General features: G+C 78.2%; 1 pseudogene. It reads right to left on the reverse strand.

Annotation, left to right across the window (positions count from 1 at the left end):
* Positions 1–379, reverse strand: a pseudogene (locus QOL99_RS17425) (hypothetical protein); the annotation flags it as partial.
* Positions 380–642 lie beyond the last annotated feature (263 nt).

Raw genomic sequence — 642 nt, forward strand, 5'->3', positions numbered from 1 at the left:
CCGGCAGCCCCACCACGGTCCAGCCGAACAGCCGCGCGGCGTCCGCGAGCAGCTCGCCCAGCGTCTCCAGCAGTCCGGCAGGCAGGGTGTGCAGCCCGTCGAGCAGCAGCGGCCCCACCAGCAGCCCGGCGAGGTCGGGCAGGTCCCAGCTCCAGGCCGCTCCCAGGGTCCGCACCACGTCCTCCAGCGCCTCCACCCGCAGCGGCCCGGCGCTGAAGGTGCCCAGTCGCGCGGGCGTGCCCGGTACCCCCGCGCGGCTGGCCAGGGCCAGGGTCACCGGGGTGCCTGGGGGCGCCCCCAGGACCTCCAGACCACCCCGCTGGCGCGTCTCCTCGTGGGCCACGGCGGGCAGGACCCACAGCCCGGGCGGTAATCCCACCGGGGCGGGTGCGGGCGCGGAGTCCGTCTTCAGCAGGGCGGCGNACCGGGGTGCCTGGGGGCGCCCCCAGGACCTCCAGACCACCCCGCTGGCGCGTCTCCTCGTGGGCCACGGCGGGCAGGACCCACAGCCCGGGCGGTAATCCCACCGGGGCGGGTGCGGGCGCGGAGTCCGTCTTCAGCAGGGCGGCGGCCAGCACCCGCACGAACATCTCCCGCTCGCCGGGGGTCAGCGGGGGCAGGGGGGGAGCCGGGACGGGGAGC

It is taken from the genome of Deinococcus rhizophilus (assembly GCF_030271215.1).
GTDB lineage: Bacteria > Deinococcota > Deinococci > Deinococcales > Deinococcaceae > Deinococcus > Deinococcus rhizophilus.